We start from the raw sequence: 20,859 nt of genomic DNA on the forward strand, positions 1-20,859 counted from the left end.
TGGCACGCCACCAATCCCCAGCCATGCCAAAAAACCTGTGGGAGCGAGCTTGCTCGCGAAGGGGCCAGAACGGTCAACACGGATGGCGACCGGCAGAGCGCTTTCGCGAGCAAGCCCGTTTCCACAGTAGGTTGCGCGATTGCTGTCACAACAGTTGGCGATGTTCTTTCGCACCGGACAGTACAAGCAGTGGATTGCAAAACGTTCGCTATGAACCGTCAGGCCGGACCTGAACCCTCTACGTACGTCTGGATGACCTCATCCCAAGGCGGCGTTGCAGGGAACAACTCAAGCAAAAACGCCGTGAACGCTTTGACATTCGGGCTACCGCGACGGCTCTCCGGCCACAACGCGGTAATGGCGAAGCGTTCGACGGTGAACTGTGGCAGCACCGGGACCAGTTCGCCCCGACGAACATACGCCGCCGCTACGTAGTGCGGCGAAATACCGATGCCGCCGCCGGCAGCCAGCACCGCCGCGACCGCATCGCTGGCATCAACGGTGAAGGCCGCGTCGGGTGCCAGTTCCAACTGTCTGTCACCGGCTAGATACGGCCAGCGCAAACTCTGCCCGGTGCTTTGATAGCGGAAATTCACGCACTCATGCTCGGCGAGATCCTCGGCCGTAAGCGGAGTACCCTTGCGCTGCAGATAGTCCGGTGATGCGAACGCACCGATTCGATGCGGGCCCAGCGGGCGAGAAATCAGTCGCGAATCCGCAAGATTGCCAACCCGAACCGCGACGTCGATGCCTTGTTCGATGAGGTCGGCATACTGATCGCCGAGTCGTAGATCGATCGTCACCTTTGGATATTGCTCGCGAAATCTCGGCAGGTCCGGCGCGAGGATATTCAGTCCAATCGGCAACGGCGCGGTGACCTTCAATACGCCCGATGGCTCAGCGCGTGAAGCAACGGCGGCCTGATCGATGTCTTCGACTTCGCGCAGAATCCGCAGCGCCCGTTCGTATAGATCACGGCCCTCCGGGGTGAGTACCAGCGAGCGCGTGGTGCGAGTAAACAGCATCAGGCCGAAATGCTCTTCGAGCCGTTGCACGCTTTTGCTGATGGCCGACGGCGACACCGACAGTGCCCGAGCGGCAGCCGTGTAGCTGCCCAGCGAAGCCGCTCGTGCAAAGGCGATGAGCCCGGTTAAACGATCCAATCCAATTTGTGCCTTCATGGCACTAGTAAAGCGACTTATGGCCCAATTATCAATGTGGCTTCCAAAACGTAGTCTTTGCCCATCGAACGCCATTCAGGTGTTCCAGACGGAGACTCAGCATGAACATCAGCCAAACCCTGCCTTCCACACTCACCGACAAAACCGTGGTCATTTTCGGCGGCACCTCCGGCATCGGCCTGGCCGCTGCGGTGCAAGCGAAAGCCGCTGGCGCCAAGGTCATCGTCATCGGCTCGAACGCTGCACGTGCCGAGCAGGCCGCCAGCGAGCACGGGCTCGATGGCTGGCGCGCGGCCGACGTGACCGATAGCCAGGCTCTCGATACTGCACTGGCCGATATCCTTCAGGTCGATCACCTCGTTCTGCTCGCCGGCACGTTTGTCGCTGGCACCGTGCGCGCGGCTGATCTCGATTATCTGCACCGCGCGTTCGACGAACGCATCTGGGCATCGATCAATGCGATTCGGGTCCTTGGCGACAGGCTGGCAAAAGACGGCTCGATCACGTTTATCTCCGGTTCTCTCGCTGATCGCCCGAATGCCTACGGCACCGCCGTACTCGCCGCCGCCTCGGCAGCCATGGAAGCACTGGCTCGCGGTCTGGCCCTTGAGTTGGCACCGGTGCGAGTCAACACGCTTTCGCCCGGCCCGATCAACACCCCGATTCTGGGCAAGGCACTGGGCGAGGGGCGGGATGCATTTGTCGCTTCTCTTGAGCAGGTGCTGCCCCTGCATCGCCTCGGCACAGCTGCAGAAGCGGGCGCGGCAGTGGTTTTCCTGATGAGCAACACCTTCATGAACGGCGCCGTGCTCAACATCGACGGCGGCGCACGCCTGGTTTGATCCTGCCCACCTTTTTGAGAGCCTGAACATGACATCGTTATTTGATTCCGTGCGCCTCGGCGCGCTCGATTTGCCCAACCGCATCCTGATGGCACCGATGACCCGCGCGCGCGGCACTCGCGAGCACGTCCCGACCGAGATGATGGTCGAGTATTACCGCCAGCGCGCCAGTGCCGGCCTGATCATTTCCGAAGCGATCGGCATCAGCCAGCAAGGTCTGGGCTGGCCGTATGCGACAGGCATTTGGTCGGCCGAACAGGTCGCCGGCTGGCGCAAGGTCACCGATGCCGTGCATGGCGCTGGCGGCCGGATCATCGCGCAGCTCTGGCACATGGGCCGGGTCGTGCACCCGAGTTTCCTTGGCGGCGGCCAGCCGGTTTCCGCATCGGTCACCACCGCGCCGGGACAGGCGCATACGTACGCCGGCAAGCAGCCGTATACACCGGCGCGTGCGTTGCCGCTGGAAGAAATTCCCGCACTGCTGGAAGACTTTCGTCAGGCCACTCGCAACGCAATCGAGGCGGGTTTCGATGGCGTGCAGATCCACGCCGCCAACGGCTATCTGCTCGACCAGTTCCTGCGCGACAGCGACAATTTTCGCACCGATGCGTACGGCGGCTCGATCAACAACCGTATCCGCTTGCTCAAGGAAGTGACCGAGGCGGTGGCCGAAGTCATCGGCGCCGACCGCACTGGCGTGCGCTTGACTCCAAGCAGCTACGAGCAGGGCATCCGCGACAGCGATCCCGAAGCGCTGTTCATCCGCGCCGCCGAAGTGCTGTCAGCGATTGGCATCGCTCATCTGGAAGTCCGCGAACCACCGCTGGACGGCACCTTCGGCAAGTCCGAACGCCCGCCACTGGCCGGGATGATTCGCGACGTGTTCAAAGGCGTGCTGATCCTCAATTCGGACTACGGTTTCGCCAGGGCACAAGCGCAACTGGATGCCGGGCTCGCCGATGCGATTGCGTTTGGACGGCCGTTTATAGCCAATCCGGATCTGCCGCTGAGATTCGCTCGGCAGTTGCCATTGGCGGAAAGCGAAATGAGCACTTGGTTCAGCCAGGGTTGGGAAGGGTATGGGGATTATCCGGCGGTGGATGGCGTTTGAATGTAGCGTCGGTGCCAGCCGCCGTGGCAGTGGATGCCCTGACGGGCTGGCCAGAACCCGGAAAAGCACGCTTAAGCCAGTCGCAAGAGACGGTTCACGCCGTTGATAGGAAAAAGTGAGGCCTGTGATCAGGCCTCATTTGCGTTTTACCAACTCACCTGCAACGTTTCAACGCCGCGCCGTGCGCGTGCTCACATCCACCCAGACCGCCAGCACCAGAATGCTGCCCTTGACGATCATCTGCCAGTAACTGTCGACGTCGAGCATGGACATGCCGTTATCCAGGCTGGTGATCACCAGTGCGCCGAGGAGGGCGCCGTAGACGGTGCCGGAGCCGCCGCGCATGGAGGTGCCGCCGATGAAGCAGGCGGCGATGGCGTCGAGTTCGCCCATGCTGCCGGCGGACGGTGAGCCGGCGGCGAGGCGTGCGGTGTTGACCACGCCGGCGAGGGCGCACATCACGCCCATGATGCCGAAGATCCACAGCTTGACCGCTTGCACATTGATGCCCGACAGGCGCGTCGCTTCCATGTTGCTGCCGACCGAATAGACCCGGCGGCCGAACACAGTCTGGCTGGTGACGTAACTGAACACGCCGAGCAGAATCAGCAACAGCAGCACCGGCACGGGAATGCCGTCATAGCTGTTGAGGGTCTGGACGAAACCGGCCAGCACCGCGCCGATCACCAGCACGCGCACAACATCACGCACCAGCGAATGCGCCGCCAGGCCATGCAGGGCGCGGTTGCGTCGTTGTTTCCAGGTCAGAAAAACCGTCAGCACAAACAGCAGCACACCCAGGCCGGTGCCGATCGCGTGAGGCAGATATCCTTGGCCGACGTAGACCAGCTCCGGCGAAACCGGGGCGATGGTGGTGCCGCCGGTGATCCCCAGCAAAATCCCGCGAAACGCCAACATGCCGCCCAGGCCGACAATGAATGAGGGGATGCGCAAGTACGCCGCCATGTAGCCGTTGGCAAGCCCGATGACCAGACCGCACAGGGCAACCAGACTGAGATTCGCCAGCAGCGGAATGTGATAGACCACGTCGAGTATCGCCGCGAGGCCGCCGAGCAGACCGAGTAATGAACCCACCGACAAATCGATCTCGCCGCTGATGATCACCAGCACCATGCCGCAGGCGAGGATTCCGGTAATCGACATCTGCCGCAGCAGGTTGGACAGGTTGCGCGGGGTGAGGAAGCCGCCCTCGGTCTGCCAGCTGAAGAACAGCCAGATCAGCACCACGGCAAATACCAGCGCGAGCATCTTGTAGCGGGTGAACAGTTGTTTGACCTGATTCATTTACGCGGTTTTCCGATCATTATTGTTATGGCTGCCCGGCTGACTGAGGGCGGCGGCGAGTACCTGTTCCTGGGTCAGCTCATGGTTGACGAAATCGCCGCGCAACTGGCCTTCGCCGATCACCAGCACGCGGTCGGAGACGCCGAGCACTTCGGCCAGTTCCGATGAAACCATGATGATCGACACGCCTTCGGCGGCCAGCGCGCCCATCAATTTGTAGATCTCGTACTTGGCGCCGACGTCCACGCCTCGGGTCGGCTCGTCGAGAATCAGTACGCGCGGTTTGGCCAGCAGCATTTTCGCCAGCACGGCTTTCTGCTGGTTACCGCCCGACAGGCTGGTGATCGGCAGGGATGGACTTGCGGTCTTCAGATGCAGACGGGAGATTTCCCGGTCGATGCAGCCCAGTTCGGCTTCGGCATCGATGCGGGTCATTTTCGAATAGCTCTCGAGCACGGCGAGGGTGATGTTCTGACCGACACCGAGATCCGGAATGATGCCCTGGCGCTTGCGATCTTCGGGCACCAGGCACAGGCCGGCGCGGATCGCTTTCAGCGGCGTGCGCGTGTCGATCGGTCGGCCGTCCAGCCAGACTTCGCCCTCGTGGCGTCCGGGGTAGGCGCCGAACAGTGCGGTGACCAGTTCGGTGCGGCCGGCCCCGACCAGCCCGGCAATGCCGAGAATCTCGCCGCGCTTGAGGCTGAAGGAAATGTCGTCGACCCGTTTGCGCTTGGGGTTGTCGACGTCGTAGCAAGTGATGTGGCGCGCTTCGAAAATCACCTCGCCAATCTCGTGCGGCTCGCTGGGATAAAGGTTGCTCATTTCGCGCCCGACCATCTGCGTGATGATCTGTGGAATGTCCATGTCGGCCATGGCGGTGGTGGCGATGTGTTTGCCGTCGCGGATCACCGAAATGGTGTCGCACACGGCGGCGACTTCATCGAGTTTGTGCGAGATGTAGACGCAGGCGACGCCCTTGGCTTTGAGGTCGCGGATGATGTCCAGCAGCACTTCGATTTCCGAACGGCTCAGGGCCGAGGAGGGTTCGTCGAGAATCAGCAGACGCGCCTGTTTGTTCAAGGCCTTGGCGATTTCCACCAGTTGCTGATAGCCGCCGCCATACTGCGAAACCGGCAGCGACACGTTCATGTCCGGCACTTTCAATTCACGCATCAACGCTTCGGCACGGTGGATCATCGCCGGGTAGTTCATGCGCCCGCCGGGCAGCGTCAGCTCATGGCCCATGAAGATGTTTTCCGCCACCGACAGGTCGGGAACCAGGGTCAGTTCCTGATGGATGATGACGATGCCGGCGGCTTCGGTTTCGCTGATCGATTGCGCCCTGAGCGGTTGCCCGTCCCAGAGGATTTCACCGTCCCAGGTGCCATGGGGATAGACCGCCGAGAGGATCTTCATCAGCGTCGACTTGCCGGCACCATTCTCGCCGCACAGGCCCACGCATTCACCGGGCCGGACCTTGATGTCGATGCCGTTGAGCGCTTTGACACCGCCGAAGGTTTTGACGATGCCGTTCATTTGCAGCAGATAGTCGGACATGGAAAAGGCTCGTATACCAGGGACTCAAACACCACTGAACCTGTGTGGGAGCGAGCCTGCTCGCGAAGGGGCCTTTTCAGCCAGAGCTTGACTGACTGACACTCCGCTTTCGCGAGCAGGCTCGCTCCCACAGGTCTGATCAAGATTTACGACCGGATCACTGCCCGGCAATCTGCGCCTTGGTGTAGAAGCCGTCCTGTTCGAGCAAGTCGATGTTGTCCTTGGTCAACGGCGTTGGCGTGAGCAGGATGGTGTCGACCTTTTTGCTGCCGTTGTCGTACTGCGAGGTGTAGGCCGGTTTTTCGTTGCGTGCCAGTTGCACCGAGAGCTTCGCCGCTTCGGACGCAATGAGTTTCAGCGGTTTGTACACGGTCATGGTTTGCGTGCCGGCGATTACGCGTTTGACCGCTGCGAGGTCAGCGTCCTGGCCGGAAATCGGCACCTTGCCGGCCAGCTGCTGCGCGGCCAGTGCCTGGATGGCGCCGCCAGCGGTGGCGTCGTTGGAGGCGACGATGCCGTCGATTTTGTTGTTGTTACGGGTCAGGGCATTTTCGACGATGCTCAGCGCTTCGGTCGGGTTCCATTCCTTGACCCACTGCTGGCCGACGATCTTGATATCGCCCTTGTCGATGGCGGGTTGCAGCACCTTCATCTGGCCTTCACGGAGGATCTTGGCGTTGTTGTCGGTGGGCGCGCCACCCAGCAAGAAGTAATTGCCCTTGGGCGCCGCTTTCAGCACGCCGCCGGCCTGCATCTCGCCGACCTTTTCGTTATCGAAGGAGATATAGGCGTCGACATCGGCGTTGAGAATCAGCCGGTCGTAAGACACCACTTTGATCCCGGCTTTCTTCGCCTCGGCCACGGCGTTGGTCAGCACTGTCGCGTTGAACGGCACGATGACAATCACATCGACGCCGCGAGAGATAAGGTTTTCGATCTGCGAAATCTGCTTCTGCTCGTTGGCGTCCGCCGATTGCACGAAGACTTTGGCGTCCATTTTTTCCGCCGCCGCGACGAAATAATCGCGATCGCGCGACCAGCGTTCCAGACGCAGGTCATCAATGGAAAAGCCGATTTTCGGGTGGGTAGCGTCAGCCATTACCGGCAGGGCCAACAACGCCAGGGCACTGGCCAACAGCGTACGTTTCAAGTTCTTCATGGTGGTGCGTCCTTTTATTTTTGTTGGAAAGACACGGCCTGACGATGAATCGGGCTGGGTAGAACTGTAGAGAATCTGCCGACGCAGCAGGTACAGAATTGTCGTGCAATTGTCACAGCGTCGTTGCGTCGGCAGAGGGTCTCGGCGATCAGCGATAGAGATAGCGGTTGACGATGTTTTCGAGCATTTCCTGACGGCCGCTGACGGCTTGCGGGTTCAGCTCGTTGGTGAACGCGTGCTCGGCCAGCGACTCGAGATTGAAGTCGCCCGCCATCACCGCTTGCCCGAACGGCTGACGCCAGCCGGCGTAGCGTTGATCCTTGAGCACTTGCAGTTGATCGTTCTCGACCATCGCGGCGGCACGTTCCAGCGACAAGGCCAGAACGTCCATGGCGCCAACGTGACCGTGGAAAAGGTCGATCTCGTCGAGGCTCTGCCGGCGCACCTTGGAGTCGAAATTGAAGCCGCCATTCTTGAAGCCGCCGGCCTTGAGGATTTCATAGGTCGCCAGGGTCATTTCTTCGACGCTGTTGGGGAACTGGTCGGTGTCCCAGCCGTTCTGCGGATCGCCACGGTTGGCGTCGATGCTGCCGAAAATCCCCAGCGAGGCGGCGGTGGCGATTTCGTGATGAAAGCTGTGGCCGGCCAAGGTCGCGTGGTTAGCCTCGATGTTGACCTTGATTTCCTTCTCCAGGCCGTACTGCTGGAGAAAGCCGAATACCGTAGCGCTGTCGTAATCGTACTGGTGCTTGGTCGGCTCCTGCGGCTTGGGTTCGATCAGCAGGTCGCCGGTGAAACCGATCTTGTGCTTGTGCTCGACCACCATGCGCATGAAGCGCCCGAGTTGTTCGCGCTCACGTTTCAGGTCGGTATTGAGCAGGGTTTCGTAGCCTTCGCGACCGCCCCACAGCACGTAGTTGGAGCCCTTGAGGCGATGGGTTGCGTTCATCGCGCTGAACACTTGCGCGGCGGCGCAGGCGAACACTTCCGGATCGGGATTGCTCGCAGCGCCGGCGGCAAAACGAGGATTGCTGAAGCAGTTGGCGGTGCCCCAGAGCAACTTGATGCCGCTTTGTTCCTGATGCTGTTCGAGGCGGTCGACCATTTGCGCGAAGTGTTCGCGGTACTCCTTCAGCGAGTTGCCTTCGGGGGCGACGTCCGTGTCGTGAAAGCAGTAGTAATCGATGCCCAGTTTGCTGAAGAACTCGAATGCGGCTTGAGCCTTGCCGATGGCCAGTTCCATCGGTTCGCCACTGCGTTGCCAGGGGCGTTTGAAGGTGCCGGCACCGAACACATCGGAGCCCGGCCAGACAAAGGTGTGCCAGTAGCAGGCGGCCATGCGCAGGTGTTCGCGCATGGGTTTGCCGAGGATCAGTTTGTCGGCGTCGTAGTGGCGGAAAGCGAGGGGCGAATCACTGTTCGGGCCTTCGTAGCGAACCGGCTCGATATTGGGGAAATACTGCATGGACCTTGTCCTTGTTGTTCTTGGCGGTGTCTCGATACTAGCAACGCCCCCGTGCCCGCTGATTATGAAAAGCCTCAACCGTGAGTGCGATTTTGCGTATTGAGCTTCAGCGCTCGCAGGCCTAGTCTGTGTCCATCGTCGCCGTGACATGGCGCCCGGAACAAAAACAATTTGAGGCCGCTTTCGCGAGCAGGCTCGCTCCCACATTTGATTCGTGTCGTTCACAAAACCGTGTGGGAGCGAGCTTGCTCGCGAATGGCTTTACGCAAAATCCGGATACTGAATGAAAAGCCTACCGCCCGTGCACCGCATCGCCCTGTTGTTCAACGGCAGCAAGATCTACGACCGTGGAATCATCAGCGGCATCGGCAACTACCTGAGCAGCACCCGCGCTTCCTGGGACCTGTTTCTGGAAGAGGACTTTCTTTGCCGCTTGAAGGGCATCGAGCGTTGGCAGGGTGACGGCATCATTGCCGACTTCGACGATCCGCTGATTGGCGAGGCGCTGGCCGACATTCATTTGCCGGTGGTGGCGGTCGGCGGTTCCTACGAGGATGCACGCGCTTATCCAAAAGCGATTCCCTACGTAGCCACTGACAACAACGCACTGATCACTCTGGCTTATTCGCATCTGGTCGAGGCGGGGTTGCAGCGCTTTGCCTGTTTCAGCCTGCCGGAAGCGCAGGCCAATCGCTGGGCGCAGGAGCGGGAGAAAGCCTTTCGCAAACTGATGCAGCGCGACGGCCTGCACGCCGAGATCTATCGCGGCATGGGCACCAGCGCGCCGCTGTGGGACAGTGCCGTCGAGCAACTGATCGCCTGGCTGCACAGCCTGCCGAAACCGATCGGCATCATCGCCGTCAGCGACGCGCGCGCCCGGCAGTTGCTGCAAGCCTGCCTGACCGCCGGCATTGCCGTGCCCGAGCAGGTCGCGCTGATCGGCATCGACAACGACCCGCTGACCCGCAGCCTGACCCGCGTGCCCCTGAGTTCGGTGATCCAAGGCACCGAAACCATGGGCCGCACCGCTGCGCAATTGCTGCACCAGATGCTCCACGGCATGCCGTCCACCGGCACGCAGATTCTGATTCCGCCGGACGCGGTCAATGTGCAGGTGTCGAGCCTGCACCAACCACTGGGCAATCCCTACGTCATGCAAGCGCTGCTGTTCATCCGCCAATATGCCTGTCAGGGCATCAAGACCGCGCAAGTGGCGGCGTATGTCGGCGTGTCGCGCTCATCGCTGGAAGCGCATTTCCGCGCCGAGCGCGGTTGCAGCGTGCATGACGAGATTCTGCGTTTCAAACTGGCGGCGGCTACCAGCGGTTTGAAGAACACCGATGCTGCGATTGCCGACATTGCCCAGGCCTGCGGCTTCAAATCGGCGCAGTACCTGCACACGGTGTTCCGTCGCGAGTTCGGCTGCACGCCGCGTGAGTATCAGCAGGGCGGGGCGTAGCGCTGCGAAGACTTACGCCAGCGCAGCGGCACTGGCTCTGGAGCGCCAGGCGAATGTCAGCACCATCAGCAGGCCCAGACCAGCCATCGCCGCGCCGGCCAGGGAAATCGCCGGATAACCCAGCCCGGCATTGATCACCGCGCCACCCAGCGCCGCGCCGATCGCGTTGCCGAAATTGAAGGCACCGATGTTCACCGCCGAAGCCAGGTTGGGCGCATCCTTGGCCGCTTCCATCACGCGCATTTGCAGCGGTGGCACCAGGGCGAAACTGGCGATACCCCAGATCAGAATGGCGACGGCGGCCGGCAGCGGCCAGCGCATCAGCACAGTGAACGCCAGCAACACCACAATCAATGCGCTCAGCGACACGATCAGGGTGCGGTCAATCGAACGGTCGGCAGCCTTGCCACCCCACATGTTGCCCAGCGTCAAACCGATTCCGAACAATACCAGCATGGCGGTGATGAACGCGGCGGAGGCATGGGTCTCGCTGCTGAGGATCGGCGCGATGTAGGTGAATACGGTGAACATCGCACTTGAGCCGACCACGGTCAGGGCCAGCGCGGCCAACACCGGACCGCGGCCCAATACACGTATTTCCGCCAGCGCCCCCGCGCCTTGCTCTGCTTTCAGGTTGGGCAGGGCGAACCACAAGGCGATCATGGTCAGCACACCGAGGCCGGTAATGCCCCAGAACGCCGTGCGCCAGCCAAACAGCTCACCAAACCACGCTGCCAGCGGCACACCGCCAATGGTCGCCAGGGTCAGGCCCATGAACATCGCTGCGACAGCGCCGGCGCGTTTTTCCGGCGCGACCACGCTGGCGGCGACCACAGAGCCCACTCCGAAGAATGCGCCGTGATTGAGCGAGGTGATCACTCGGGCGACCATCAGGCTGGAGTAATCGGTGGCCAGCGCCGACATCAGGTTACCCAGGGTGAAAATCGCCATCAGCCCGATCAGCAGATAGCGCCGGGGGATCTTGCCAGTGGTCAGGGTCATCAGCGGCGCGCCGAGCAGCACGCCCAAAGCGTAGGCACTGACCAGCAACCCCGCAGCGGGAATGGAAACGCCGAGATCGGCGGCAATGCCGGGCAACATGCCCATCGGCGCGAACTCGGTGACGCCGATGCCAAAGGCGCCGACAGCGAGTGCAACAAGTGGTGGATTGATACGCATGGAAAGTCTCCTCATCTATGCCGCCAATGCTACGATCCATGGTTTTCCGGCGGTAGATGGCGATTTTGGCAATCACCTTTGCGTAAGAGGCACGAATGGACTTCAACGGCAGGTCAGGGGAAATGAGCGTGTTCGTCACCGTGGCGCAGGAGGGCAGCCTCTCAGCAGCTGCGCGCGCGTTGGGGCTGACGCCTTCGGCGGTCAGTCGGATCATCGCCCGCGCCGAACAGCGACTCGGCACTCGTCTGTTGCTGCGCACCACCCGCGCGCTGACGTTTACCACCGAGGGCGAGGCCTTCCTGCGCGGTGCCCGGCGGATTCTGTCCGACATGGACGAAGTGGAAGGGGCCATCACCGATCAGGGCGTACCCAAGGGCCGCTTGCGTGTCAGTGCCGCCCTTGGCCATGGACGGCTGACCATTGTGCCGCTGGTCGCAGCCTTCACCGCCCGTTACCCGAACATCGTCGTCGACCTCAGCCTCGGCGACGAAGTCGTTGACATCCTCGCCGGCCAGGCGGACGTCGCCATACGCTTCGGCCATCTGCCCGACAGCCCGTTGACCGCACGCCGGCTCGGCCACACCGGCCAGGTCGTGGTCGCATCGTCCGATTACCTGAAACGCCACGGCACACCTCTCGAACCCGAAGACCTGCTCAAGCACAACTGCCTGCGCTTCAACTTCCGCCGCGCCGAAGCCAACTGGCCGTTCATCCGCGACGGCAAGGAGTTCTCGCTGAAAGTCAGCGGCAACATCGAATGCAGCAGCGGCGAAGCACTGGCTCAGTTCGCCAGACTCGGCGCCGGAATTGCGCGGATTGGCGAGTTCACCGTCAGGGAAGACTTGCAGCGCGGCGCGCTGATCCCGCTGCTGCAAGCGTTCAACCCGGGCGATGAGGAACCGATTCATGCGGTGTTCGTCGGCGGCGCGGCGATGCCGGTGCGGGTGCGCTTGTTTGTGGATTTTTTGCTGGAGCAGCATCGGATGTAGACGTGCTGTGCGGATTCTGCGGGTCGTCCATGACCCGCAGACTGGCGGCTAAATGGTCGGGATGGTGCCGCCGTCGATCACAAATTCACTCCCGGTGATCGACGCTGCTCGCGGCGATGCCAGGAACCCGATCAGCTCAGCCACTTCAACTGGCGTCGACGGGCGGCCGAGCGGGATACCGCCCAGGGCCTGCATGATGATGTCCTTGCCACCTTGATAGTCAGTGCCTGCCTCCTGCGCGAGTCGCTCGGCGAATGCCACCGACGCTTCGGTTTCAACCCAGCCCGGCGATACCCGCACGACGCGAACCCCCTTGGGTGACACTTCTTTCGACAGGCTTTTGCTGTAGGTCGACAGCGCAGCCTTGGCCGCCGCGTACGCCGTCGTTGATTCCGGCAGTGGCAGCCTACTCTGGATGGATGTGACATGGATCACCACGCCATTACGACGCTCGAGCATGCCCGGCAGCACGGCACGATCTAGGCGCACCGCTGGCAGCAAATTCAGATTGAGTTCGCGTTGCCACTGCTCCTCGTCCAGCGCTGCAAAACCACCACCGGGGGCCGACGAGCCACCCAGAACATGGATCACTATGTCGACGCCGCCCAGTTGCTGTTCGACCGCAGCGATGAGTGCGTCACAACCTTCCCGTGTCGAAAGATCAGCCGCAACCAGCAGTGCGCCCGGCATTTCGACCTCCACTTGCCGAGCCGAGGTGATGACCTTTGCGTCCTCGGCCAGGAACCACTCGACCACTGCTTTGCCGATTCCCTTGGTGCCGCCGGTGACGAGCACCCGCTTGCCAGTCAATCCTGAATTCAGCATGGCGAGATCTCCAGCGCGAGGAATTGATGGATTGCGTCGGAGATTTTTTTCTCGTCGGTGACCGTGAGATACGTTTGCACGACGTTGGAAAGTTGAAGGTTCATTGCCTGACTCCTGATTGATGGTCTGGAGTCATCTTGCTGCGCCACAGATAGTTTGTTCAACTGGGACAAACCTTAATGACCCATCCCGAAAATGAGGACAATCCATGGCCCAGGATCGCTTAGCCCTTAATGAACTGGATGCCGTTATAGCGGTGGCACGCAGGGGGTCGTTCCGCCAGGCTGCCATTGATCTCGACGTTTCGACCACCGCGCTGAGCAACACCATTGCGCAACTCGAAGCGCGCCTCGAATCGCGCCTGTTCAACCGCACCACCCGCAGCGTCGCCATCACCGAAGCGGGCAGGGTGTTTCTCGAGCAAGTGGGGCCAGCCTTGCACGACTTGCGCGCGGCACTGGATGCAGTGCGATCGCAGAATGCCGGACCCTCGGGAACGCTGCGCATCAATGCCTTCGCCAGCGCTGCGCGTTCGGCGCTGCTGCCACTGGTGATCGAGTTTTTGCAGCAGCATCCGAAAGTCCACATTGACCTTGTGACCGAAGGGCGCCTGGTGGATATCGTGGCTGACGGCTTCGATTTCGGCGTGCGCTCGGCAGGCCTTGTGCCCAACGATGTGATTGTGGTGCCTGTCGGCCCGCCGCAACGTTACGCGGTGGTCGGTTCGCCGGGGTATTTTGCACAACACGGCAAACCGCGCTCGCCGTCCGATCTGCCCGGGCATCGATGCATCCGCGTACGACTGCCGAACGGGGCGATTTTCCCTTGGTATTTCGAGCGCGACGGCGAAGTCATTCGTCTGGATGTGAACGGGCCGCTGACCCTGGATGAATCGAGCGTGGTCAAGGTGGCGGTGCAGGCGGATATGGGGCTGGGCTTTTTCATGGAGCAGGACGTTCGTGACGAAATCCGCAGCGGCGAGTTCGTGCAGGTACTCAAGGACTGGACCCCGCCCCGAGACAGGTTGTGCCTGTACTACCCGAACCGCCGCAATCCCTCTGCGGCCGCCAGGGCATTCATTGAGTTGGCGCGCGCCAGTCAGGCTTGACCCCGGCACGGTATTCAGGCGATCAAGCCCATCGTCAGCCCCTTCAAGGTGGCGGCTGCCCGGGTCGAGCATTGCAATTTGCGAAAGATGCTTTCCATGTGCGTGCGTACCGTGCTCGGACTGATATCCAACAGTTGCGCGACTTGTTTGTTGCTGGCGCCACGGCTGATCTCCAGAAGAATGCGGCACTCACGGGCTGTCAGCAGCGAAGGTTTGGGTTGCCGCAGGCGGCGCTCGCCACTGGCGGCGGCAATGACCGCTTCGCAGACATCGTTGTCGAACAGACCACGGCCAGCATCCTGTTTGAGTAGCGTGGCTGCTGCGGCTTCGTCGTGGGTTGTTCGCCATGGCCGGGCTTGCCTCAACGCTACCCAGGCGACCGAGGTGGCGAACAGCCGATGTTCGGCATTCAGTGCATCACCGGCCACGCCGCGAAAATAGCCGCTGCCATCGAGCCGTTCATACGCGTGGGTGGCTATCTCGGCGGGCGCGGCCAGTTCAGGAACCGGTCGGAGCGCCTGTTGTGTCCAGTAAGGCACCAGGCGAATTCGCTCCGCCGCCCCATAGGGCAGCGGCCCTGGGCTATTCCATAGGTGATTGGAAACGGCTGCGCGGCCGAGACCGTAAATGAGTGCAGACTTGCCAATGTTTGCCAAAGCCGGCTCACCCAGCCCCCACAGGCGTGCCGCTTCCACGGCAACATGCGCGACCTGACGCGAATGCCCGGCCAGCCATGGCAGCTTCAAGTCAATGACGTCTCCGACCAAAGTCAGCGAGACACGACGCTGCTCAGGCGCGGGTTCAACTTTGGTGGAAAGCGTTTCGAGATCCGCCAGCCAGGCCTTGGCATTAGCCACCAGCAACGACACCAGCGACGCTGGATAGCGCCGATCCGACTGCTCGTTGATCCAGCGCAACGCCGCGTCCAGGCCGTGAGCGCGAGTGAGAATATCCAGATCACCGGCCATGACCACCTGATAGGCCACCTCCGGGATATGTTCATGCGCCACGCCGAGCGGTCGGCCAGTGCCGTCGTAGGTTTCGAACACCCGACACAGGCCCGCTTCGACGGCGGTTCCGAGCTGGAGGGTTTTGGCGATTGCACCGGACACTTCACAGTGCACCACGGCCAGCGGGGTTGCCTGATGCACCGCGTTCATCTGCTCATTGCCCAAGGTCAGATCAAGCATTGCGCGGCGACCATCGACGTCGTCGCCCAGCAGATCGGCAAAGCCTTCGGCGTTGGCCGTGCACCCAGACCAGCGCAGCAAGGCAATCTGCTCTGCAACCTGCAGATGCTCACCGGCGCCGTGGCATGCCTGCGCGAGCATCCGCGCCAAAGCGGCAACGCGCCGGGAGTGACCGAGCGGTTGCCCCATGCTGAGGTCGCCGACCTGGGCGATGGTTGCCAGTGCGCCGTCCAGTGAGATGTCCAGTTGCAAGCCACTATCCATGAAAAATGCCCCGGGGTCGGATAATTGACCGATGCCCACATCGCAGGCCGGCCAGCACACTCTGAACTCCCGAACAGGAGCTCATCCAATGAAAACAATCAAATCGAAATTCGCCACCGTCGCCTTTGCCCTGGCCAGTACGTTCATGGCTGGCGCCAGCCACGCGCAGGATACAACGCCTTCGGTGGTGATCGTACACGGCGCCTTCGCCGACGGTTCCGACTGGGCCAAAGTGGTGCCACTGCTGCAAGCCAAAGGCGTGGCCGTTACCGTTGTGCAAAATCCGCTCACCTCGCTGGCCGATGACGTTGCCGCCACGCGCCGCGCGCTGAACAACCAGCAGGGCAAGGTGGTGCTGGTCGGTCACTCCTGGGGCGGCACGGTGATCACCGAAGCCGGTAACGACCAGAAAGTCAGCGCGCTGGTGTATGTCGCCGCCTTCGCGCCAGACGCCGGGCAAACCAGCGGCGAGCAGGGTAAAGGCGCGCCGACGCCGCCGGGCATCAGTCAGATCAAGGCCGACGGTAACGGCTTCCTCTATCTCACCGCTGAAGGCATGGCCAAGGATTTCGCTCAGGATCTGCCGGCCGCGCAGACCGCCGTCATGACCGCCACACAGGGGCCGATCAAGGCCTCGGCTTTCGAAGATAAAACCACCGCTTCGGCCTGGAAAACCAAGCCGTCCTGGTACCTGCTCGCTACCGAAGACCGGATGATTCATCCCGACGTCCAGCGGTCTGCCGCCAAGCGCATCAGTGCGACCCTCGCCGAGGTGAAGTCCAGCCATGTCCCGCAGCAGTCGCAGCCGGCGCAAGTCGCGGCGGTGATTCTCAAGGCCGTGCACGGCGTTGCTGAGCAGTGATCGCGGCATCGAAGGAGAGTGGGCGTATGAACCCTCGAAGCGCTCACGACTACGATTTCATTGTCTGTGGTGCCGGCACGTCGGGCTGCGTGGTCGCTGCGCGGCTTGCCGATCAGTCAGGCGCACGGGTTCTGCTGATTGAAGCCGGCGAAGGTTACTCAGGCCCCGAGGTGACCGAACCGGCGCAATGGCCGCTGAACCTCGGCTCCGCGCGCGACTGGGCATTCGAGGGGCAATCCGATCCACGCCTCAACGGTCGACGGCTCCCGCTGAGCATGGGCAAGGGGCTCGGTGGAGGTTCGAGCATCAACGTGATGGTCTGGTCGCGCGGCCATCGCGCCGATTGGGAGCATTTTGCTGCCGAGTCTGGCGACCCGGCCTGGGGCTACGCATCGGTTCTCGATTACTACCGCAGGATCGAAAACTGGCAAGGCAGCCCGGACGCCACTCGGCGTGGTTCAGGTGGGCCGGTACATGTCGAACAGCCGGCCACGCCTCAACCCCTTGCGTGGGCAACGCTGGAGGCGGCCAGCGATCTGGGCATCCCCCGATTCGACAGTCCCAATGGCGAGATGATGGAAGGCGCAGGTGGGATCGCTGTCACCGACCTGCGCATCAAACAGGGCAAGCGCGAATCGGTTTACGACGCTTACATCCAGCCACGCTTGCAATGTCCAAATCTGACGGTGCTGACCGGAGCCTTAGTGACCCGCGTGTTGCTGGTCGGCACCCGGGCCGTCGGTGTCGAAGTGTTGATCGCCGGCGAGCGGCGCTGCTTTCATGCCGCAGCTGAAGTCATCCTGTCCATGGGCGCGGTGCAATCACCGAAAGTGCTCATGCAGTCGGGCATCGGCCCGGCGGATGAACTGCGAAAACACGGCATCGCACCGGTCGTTCATCTACCCGGTGTGGGCGAGAATTTGCAGGATCATCTGGCGTTCGCTTGCACGTGGGAGTATCGACAACCCCAGGCCGTCGCTGGCAGCGGATGCGAAACCACCTTGTACTGGAAAAGCGACAGCCGCCTGGAAGCCCCGGACCTGTTGCAGTGCCAGTTGGCATTCGCGGTACCGTCTCCGCCTGAGGTCGCCATCGAGCCGCCGGAGCATGGCTGGACCATGTTCGCCGGGCTTGCCAGACCTGCCAGTCGCGGACGCTTGCGGTTGTCGGGTGCTGGGCCGCTGGATGCACCGATCATTGAGCCGAACTCCCTGAGCGAGCCCGAGGACATGGCCGCAGCCCATGCGTCGATCGAACTGTGCCGCGCACTCGGCAACAGCCAGGCCTTCAATGCGCTGATCAAGCGCGAAGTCGTGCCCGGTCCCAGAGAGCGTCGCGCTATGGAACAGTTCATCCGCAATTCGGCCGTGACCTACTGGCACCTGTCGTGCACGGCAAAAATGGGCCGCGATGCGCTGTCGGTGGTTGACCACCAATTACGCGTGTACGGGATCGACGGGCTGCGCGTTGCAGATGCCTCGATCATGCCGCGCATTACCGTTGGCAACACGATGGCGCCGTGTGTCGTTATTGGTGAGCGGGCGGCGGATATGCTTCTGGCTGCGTATGGGGTGACGATGGCGAACACCATGCCTTGAAGGTAATGGCCGTGCGGGCGGGGCGGCAAATCCCGGCCTGCCGTCCAGGGTGGGACGATGAGTCGAGTCAGTCGATTCAATTCATCGGCACGGCGAACACGGCACTGGCGCGCGCAACCGTTCGCTCACCGACGTGCAGACTGACGCCAGCAAACGCCAATTGGCGGCCCTTTCTGGAGTGCTCAAGACGCACTTCGAGCCACTCGTTGATTTGCACCGCGCCGAGATAATCCAGGGTCATGCTCGCGGTGATCAACGGCTGCGGCGGATCGCTGGAAAAGGCCATGGCGTAACCCATGCCCACGTCCGCCAGTGTCGCCAATACACCGCCATGCAAAGTGCCACGGCCATTGGCGTGGCGGGAGTCGGTCAGTAAACCCAGTTCCAAGTGCAGCCCCTGACCCCTGGCGTAGATCGGGCCGAGCAGATCCAGCAACGGACTGCTGCGGGTGAACGGAGTAAAACCTTCGGGAATGGCTGTGGTGTTCATGATCCCATCCTGATGCAGGTGGCTGACCTGCATGATTGGGCGAGGAAACGCAGGAGGGGGCAAGCACTATGCGAACGGGGAATTTGCTGCAATAAGTGCGCGGAGCGTGGCACTGAAAATCAGTGCGACGACACAAACGGCGAAGCACTCGTCGGTGCCGGCAGCGCATAGGCCGTTTTCATCCACGCCACTTCCGCTAGCGGTGTGCGGCCGAAGAGGCGTTTGAAGTCGCGGCTGAATTGCGAGGCGCTTTCGTAACCGACCAGAAACGCAGATTTTGCCGCGGTCAGGTCGTTACGCAGCATCAGCAATCGCGCCTGGTGCAAACGCGTCGACTTCAGATACTGCATCGGCGAGGAATCGGTAACCTTGCGAAAGTGCAGATGAAAATTGGGCACACTCATCTGCGCTTCTTCGGCCAGGGTTTCTACGTCGAGATGTTGGTGATAGCAACTGTGGATCTTGTGGATGGCGCGGGTCACTTTGCCGAACTGGCCCTGTTGGGCGATGGCGGCGCGCAGGGTGCCACCTTGTTCGCCGGTGAGGATACGGTAGTAGAGCTCGCGCAGCATCGCCGGGCCGAGGATTTGCGCGTCGGCATCGTCGCTCATCACTTCAAGAAAACGCAGGGTTGACCGGCGCAGCGGTTCGTCGAGAGGCGAGGCGTACATGCCCATCGGTTGCGCTGTGGGGAAATCCCACCGCTCATCCACTTGCTGAATCAGTTCGCCAGCCAGGGCGAAATCCAGACGCACGTACACCGCGAGCATTGGCTCGGCTTCGCTGGCGTCGGTTTCCATGGTGAAGGGTACCGGCACCGACACCACCAGATAGTGCTGAGCGTCGTAGACGTAGATTTCATTGCCGAGGTAACCGCGTTTACGCCCCTGACAGAGGATGACGATGCCCGGTTCATACAGCACCGGCGTGCGGGTCAGCGGTCGGTTGGAACGCAGGAAACGTACATCGTCCAGCGGGCTCAGGTTGTAGCCCTCCAGCGGGGCGAGCTGGCTCATTAACTGGACCATGCGCGCTGTGATTGGGTCTTTCGGTTTCGGCATGGGCTGTGGGTTTCCTTGTGAAAAGGCGCGTTTGAACCTGTCTGGCTGATTGGCGGGGTGTCAGACAGAGCCCTCACCCTAGCCCTCTCCCAGAGGGAGAGGGGACTGACCGTGGTGCTTTCTGGTACTACGCCGACCTGTAATATTGTGCCGAACGCGGGGGTTGAATCCACCCGGATCGGCTCCCTCTCCCTCCGGGAGAGGGCTGGGGTGAGGGTGCTTTTGATCTTTCAGCCATCCGTCGAACGACTAAGCGCTGCCCATTGCTCAATACTCTCCGCCGTCTGCTGCAACTTGTCACGCACCAGCGCCAGCGCATCACTGCCCAATAGCAGGTGAGCCGGCGGATCTGGACTGTCGATGATGGTCAGCATGGCCCGTGCAGCTTTCAGCGGATCGCCCAGCTGCTGGCCGCTTTTCTCCTCCCGGGCCTTGCGCACCGGATCGAAGCTTGCGTCGTAGTCACTGATGCTACGCGGCGTGCGTTGCATCGAGCGGCCTGCCCAGTCGGTGCGAAATGACCCCGGCGCCACAGCGGTGACAAAAATATTGAAGGGTGCAAGCTCCTTGCTCAAGGTGTCGGAGATGCCCTCAAGCGCAAACTTGCTGCCGCAGTAATACGCGATCCCGGGCATGGTGATATGGCCCCCCATCGACGTGATATTAAGAACATGCCCCGCGCGGCGCTGGCGAAAATACGGGACGAACGCCTTGGCCACCGCCACCGCGCCGAACACGTTGACGTCGAACTGGCGGCGCATTTCCTGCAGCGACGACTCTTCAAAAATCCCCTCGTGGCCATAACCTGCGTTGTTGACCAGCACGTCCACCGGGCCGTGGCGATCCTCCACTGCCGCAACCACCCCATCGATGGCATCGAAATCGGTAACGTCCAGCACCACCCCATGAGCGCGTTCGGGCGACAGCGCTTCGAAGGCTGCCAGCGCTGATTCGCTGCGCACTGTGCCGATGATCTTATGGCCCTGGGCAAGTGCTTCCTTGGCCAGCGCTTGGCCAAAGCCGCTGCTGACACCGGTGATGAAAAGGGTCTTCATGGATCTGTACTCCAGCAGGCAATTGGAGAGGCCATGCTAGGGCGGATAACGCTGGCGGACGATGCCGAATCGGATCGGAGTATTGCCTGTTCCTATCAATAGGGTTTTCGATCAGGTCTTGCCTCAAAAAACGGAAAAGTCCTGCAGGTTTCAAACCTG

The 20,859-nt window shown here is 61.6% G+C and carries 18 protein-coding genes; 7 read left to right on the plus strand and 11 right to left on the minus strand.

Annotation, left to right across the window (positions count from 1 at the left end):
* Positions 1–218: 218 nt before the first annotated feature.
* Positions 219–1,163 (minus strand): LysR family transcriptional regulator, encoded by a 945-nt coding sequence (locus AB9L16_RS10170; protein WP_375123481.1) that lies wholly within the window; start codon positions 1,161–1,163, stop codon positions 219–221.
* Positions 1,164–1,282: 119 nt separating this feature from the next.
* Between AB9L16_RS10170 and AB9L16_RS10175 the strand changes: the two genes are divergently transcribed.
* Together AB9L16_RS10175 and AB9L16_RS10180 are read left to right on the plus strand one after the other, a co-directional pair.
* Positions 1,283–2,023 carry an SDR family oxidoreductase gene (locus AB9L16_RS10175; RefSeq protein ID WP_056784894.1) on the plus strand — a complete coding sequence of 247 codons (741 nt, stop codon included), beginning with the start codon at positions 1,283–1,285 and terminating at the stop codon, positions 2,021–2,023.
* A 28-nt stretch (positions 2,024–2,051) separates the two neighbouring features.
* On the plus strand, positions 2,052–3,134 hold the full coding sequence (locus tag AB9L16_RS10180; RefSeq protein WP_150635635.1) for an alkene reductase: 1,083 nt from the start codon (positions 2,052–2,054) through the stop codon (positions 3,132–3,134).
* 168 nt (positions 3,135–3,302) lie between these two features.
* Here the strand turns inward: AB9L16_RS10180 and AB9L16_RS10185 are convergent, their stop codons facing one another.
* The 4 genes from AB9L16_RS10185 to xylA all read right to left on the minus strand — a co-directional run bounded on the left by AB9L16_RS10185 (position 3,303) and on the right by xylA (position 8,620).
* On the minus strand, positions 3,303–4,439 hold the full coding sequence (locus AB9L16_RS10185; protein ID WP_076563313.1) for a sugar ABC transporter permease: 1,137 nt from the start codon (positions 4,437–4,439) through the stop codon (positions 3,303–3,305).
* Complete coding sequence (gene xylG / locus AB9L16_RS10190) at positions 4,440–5,996, minus strand: D-xylose ABC transporter ATP-binding protein (RefSeq protein ID WP_110599153.1); 1,557 nt, start codon at positions 5,994–5,996, stop codon at positions 4,440–4,442.
* Between the two features lie 157 nt (positions 5,997–6,153).
* A complete protein-coding gene (gene xylF, locus AB9L16_RS10195) occupies positions 6,154–7,155 on the minus strand; it encodes a D-xylose ABC transporter substrate-binding protein (protein ID WP_016774327.1) in 1,002 nt (333 codons plus the stop codon).
* Between the two features lie 148 nt (positions 7,156–7,303).
* Positions 7,304–8,620, minus strand: a complete 1,317-nt coding sequence (gene xylA / locus AB9L16_RS10200; RefSeq protein WP_110599155.1) for a xylose isomerase — start codon at positions 8,618–8,620, stop codon at positions 7,304–7,306.
* Positions 8,621–8,903: 283 nt separating this feature from the next.
* On the opposite strand from xylA, the gene AB9L16_RS10205 reads away from it, so the two are divergent.
* Positions 8,904–10,079: a DNA-binding transcriptional regulator gene (locus AB9L16_RS10205; RefSeq protein ID WP_016774329.1), complete on the plus strand. Its 1,176-nt coding sequence runs from the start codon at positions 8,904–8,906 to the stop codon at positions 10,077–10,079.
* Between the two features lie 12 nt (positions 10,080–10,091).
* On the opposite strand, the gene AB9L16_RS10210 is transcribed toward AB9L16_RS10205, so the two are convergent.
* The gene (locus AB9L16_RS10210; protein WP_041480537.1) at positions 10,092–11,258 is read right to left on the minus strand and encodes an MFS transporter; all 1,167 of its coding nucleotides are present in this window, start codon (positions 11,256–11,258) and stop codon (positions 10,092–10,094) included.
* A 95-nt stretch (positions 11,259–11,353) separates the two neighbouring features.
* On the opposite strand from AB9L16_RS10210, the gene AB9L16_RS10215 reads away from it, so the two are divergent.
* Entirely contained in the window at positions 11,354–12,247 is an 894-nt protein-coding gene (locus AB9L16_RS10215; protein ID WP_375123482.1) for a LysR family transcriptional regulator, read from the plus strand.
* A 48-nt stretch (positions 12,248–12,295) separates the two neighbouring features.
* On the opposite strand, the gene AB9L16_RS10220 is transcribed toward AB9L16_RS10215, so the two are convergent.
* Entirely contained in the window at positions 12,296–13,072 is a 777-nt protein-coding gene (locus AB9L16_RS10220) for an SDR family oxidoreductase (protein WP_375123483.1), read from the minus strand.
* A gap of 208 nt (positions 13,073–13,280) precedes the next feature.
* On the opposite strand from AB9L16_RS10220, the gene AB9L16_RS10225 reads away from it, so the two are divergent.
* Positions 13,281–14,180 carry a LysR family transcriptional regulator gene (locus tag AB9L16_RS10225; protein WP_076563309.1) on the plus strand — a complete coding sequence of 300 codons (900 nt, stop codon included), beginning with the start codon at positions 13,281–13,283 and terminating at the stop codon, positions 14,178–14,180.
* 14 nt (positions 14,181–14,194) lie between these two features.
* Here the strand turns inward: AB9L16_RS10225 and AB9L16_RS10230 are convergent, their stop codons facing one another.
* Positions 14,195–15,634, minus strand: a complete 1,440-nt coding sequence (locus AB9L16_RS10230; protein ID WP_375123484.1) for an HD domain-containing phosphohydrolase — start codon at positions 15,632–15,634, stop codon at positions 14,195–14,197.
* A gap of 88 nt (positions 15,635–15,722) precedes the next feature.
* Here AB9L16_RS10230 and AB9L16_RS10235 point away from each other — a divergent pair, with 88 nt between their 5' ends.
* Positions 15,723–16,496, plus strand: a complete 774-nt coding sequence (locus AB9L16_RS10235; protein WP_076563308.1) for an alpha/beta fold hydrolase — start codon at positions 15,723–15,725, stop codon at positions 16,494–16,496.
* A 26-nt stretch (positions 16,497–16,522) separates the two neighbouring features.
* A complete protein-coding gene (locus tag AB9L16_RS10240) occupies positions 16,523–18,094 on the plus strand; it encodes a GMC family oxidoreductase (RefSeq protein ID WP_252887736.1) in 1,572 nt (523 codons plus the stop codon).
* A 76-nt stretch (positions 18,095–18,170) separates the two neighbouring features.
* Here the strand turns inward: AB9L16_RS10240 and AB9L16_RS10245 are convergent, their stop codons facing one another.
* The 3 genes from AB9L16_RS10245 to AB9L16_RS10255 all read right to left on the minus strand — a co-directional run bounded on the left by AB9L16_RS10245 (position 18,171) and on the right by AB9L16_RS10255 (position 20,700).
* Positions 18,171–18,584 carry a PaaI family thioesterase gene (locus tag AB9L16_RS10245; protein WP_056784917.1) on the minus strand — a complete coding sequence of 138 codons (414 nt, stop codon included), beginning with the start codon at positions 18,582–18,584 and terminating at the stop codon, positions 18,171–18,173.
* A gap of 119 nt (positions 18,585–18,703) precedes the next feature.
* Entirely contained in the window at positions 18,704–19,645 is a 942-nt protein-coding gene (locus AB9L16_RS10250; protein ID WP_375123485.1) for an AraC family transcriptional regulator N-terminal domain-containing protein, read from the minus strand.
* Positions 19,646–19,875: 230 nt separating this feature from the next.
* Positions 19,876–20,700 (minus strand): oxidoreductase, encoded by an 825-nt coding sequence (locus AB9L16_RS10255; RefSeq protein WP_150635626.1) that lies wholly within the window; start codon positions 20,698–20,700, stop codon positions 19,876–19,878.
* Between the last annotated feature and the right edge of the window lie 159 nt (positions 20,701–20,859).

This window comes from Pseudomonas sp. LW8 (genome assembly GCF_041956865.1).
Taxonomy (GTDB): Bacteria; Pseudomonadota; Gammaproteobacteria; order Pseudomonadales; family Pseudomonadaceae; genus Aquipseudomonas; species Aquipseudomonas siliginis.

Excerpts from the sequence above, each read along its gene's own strand:
- AB9L16_RS10240 (WP_252887736.1), top strand. The coding sequence starts at position 16,523 with ATGAACCCTCGAAGCGCTCACGACTACGATTTCATTGTCTGTGGTGCC.
- xylF (WP_016774327.1), bottom strand. The coding sequence starts at position 7,155 with ATGAAGAACTTGAAACGTACGCTGTTGGCCAGTGCCCTGGCGTTGTTG.
- AB9L16_RS10235 (WP_076563308.1), top strand. The coding sequence starts at position 15,723 with ATGAAAACAATCAAATCGAAATTCGCCACCGTCGCCTTTGCCCTGGCC.
- AB9L16_RS10175 (WP_056784894.1), top strand. The coding sequence starts at position 1,283 with ATGAACATCAGCCAAACCCTGCCTTCCACACTCACCGACAAAACCGTG.
- AB9L16_RS10220 (WP_375123483.1), bottom strand. The coding sequence starts at position 13,072 with ATGCTGAATTCAGGATTGACTGGCAAGCGGGTGCTCGTCACCGGCGGC.
- AB9L16_RS10210 (WP_041480537.1), bottom strand. The coding sequence starts at position 11,258 with ATGCGTATCAATCCACCACTTGTTGCACTCGCTGTCGGCGCCTTTGGC.
- AB9L16_RS10205 (WP_016774329.1), top strand. The coding sequence starts at position 8,904 with ATGAAAAGCCTACCGCCCGTGCACCGCATCGCCCTGTTGTTCAACGGC.
- AB9L16_RS10230 (WP_375123484.1), bottom strand. The coding sequence starts at position 15,634 with ATGGATAGTGGCTTGCAACTGGACATCTCACTGGACGGCGCACTGGCA.
- xylA (WP_110599155.1), bottom strand. The coding sequence starts at position 8,620 with ATGCAGTATTTCCCCAATATCGAGCCGGTTCGCTACGAAGGCCCGAAC.
- AB9L16_RS10250 (WP_375123485.1), bottom strand. The coding sequence starts at position 19,645 with ATGCCGAAACCGAAAGACCCAATCACAGCGCGCATGGTCCAGTTAATG.
- xylG (WP_110599153.1), bottom strand. The coding sequence starts at position 5,996 with ATGTCCGACTATCTGCTGCAAATGAACGGCATCGTCAAAACCTTCGGC.
- AB9L16_RS10215 (WP_375123482.1), top strand. The coding sequence starts at position 11,354 with ATGGACTTCAACGGCAGGTCAGGGGAAATGAGCGTGTTCGTCACCGTG.
- AB9L16_RS10180 (WP_150635635.1), top strand. The coding sequence starts at position 2,052 with ATGACATCGTTATTTGATTCCGTGCGCCTCGGCGCGCTCGATTTGCCC.
- AB9L16_RS10225 (WP_076563309.1), top strand. The coding sequence starts at position 13,281 with ATGGCCCAGGATCGCTTAGCCCTTAATGAACTGGATGCCGTTATAGCG.
- AB9L16_RS10185 (WP_076563313.1), bottom strand. The coding sequence starts at position 4,439 with ATGAATCAGGTCAAACAACTGTTCACCCGCTACAAGATGCTCGCGCTG.
- AB9L16_RS10245 (WP_056784917.1), bottom strand. The coding sequence starts at position 18,584 with ATGAACACCACAGCCATTCCCGAAGGTTTTACTCCGTTCACCCGCAGC.
- AB9L16_RS10255 (WP_150635626.1), bottom strand. The coding sequence starts at position 20,700 with ATGAAGACCCTTTTCATCACCGGTGTCAGCAGCGGCTTTGGCCAAGCG.